The organism is Vibrio sp. 378 (genome assembly GCF_033339435.1).
Map to the genome: position 1 here is coordinate 1 of NZ_JAWOUO010000570.1, position 691 is coordinate 691.

Consider the following 691-nt stretch of genomic DNA (forward strand, 5'->3'; position numbering starts at 1 on the left):
TTTTGTGCATGTCGAAGATATTGGTGTAACGGAAGACGGAAAATTTGTGGTTGTGGACGAACGAGCCATTCGTTGGATGTTCAAACTTTATGCTTGGGAATTCATGTTTGAAGAGGAATACGCGAAATATTTAGCGACTGCAAACGTCAACTGGCTAGAACCTATGTGGAAATCGATTTTATCCAATAAAGCACTTTTGCCATTGTTGTGGGAACGCTTTCCAAATCATCCCAATCTTTTGCCTGCCTATTTTGCTAGTGACCCAAACGCGAGTTGTTTGAACGATTATGTCATCAAACCGTTATTCTCGCGAGAGGGGGCGAATATTGAGATCGTCAAAGATGGAAAGCGCTTGGTGAAAACGCCGGGGCCTTATGAATCGAAATTCAATATCGTCCAGAAATATCATCCGTTGCCTAAGTTTGGGCAGAGCCATACGTTAATCGGTAGTTGGCTCGTCAATGATAGAGCGGCGGGTATTTCGATTCGTGAAGACAGTAGCCTAGTGACGCAAGATATGGCGCGCTACATTCCACATGTGATTTTGACGTGATCAAAAAAGCTCTCCATTCGGAGAGCTTTTTCATATCAGATGTTCAATTTCAATGATCAACGATTACGTTATTTTATTGCTCTTCAGCCAACGCAACACCGCGTTGAGTAAGGCCACATAGCATCACAGGTATAGCAT

The 691-nt window shown here is 43.1% G+C and carries 1 protein-coding gene; it reads left to right on the forward strand.

The features are described from left to right. The coding region (locus R7Q48_RS27590; RefSeq protein WP_318133459.1) for a glutathionylspermidine synthase family protein at positions 1-553 on the forward strand (553 nt) is incomplete at its 5' end. Positions 554-691 lie beyond the last annotated feature (138 nt).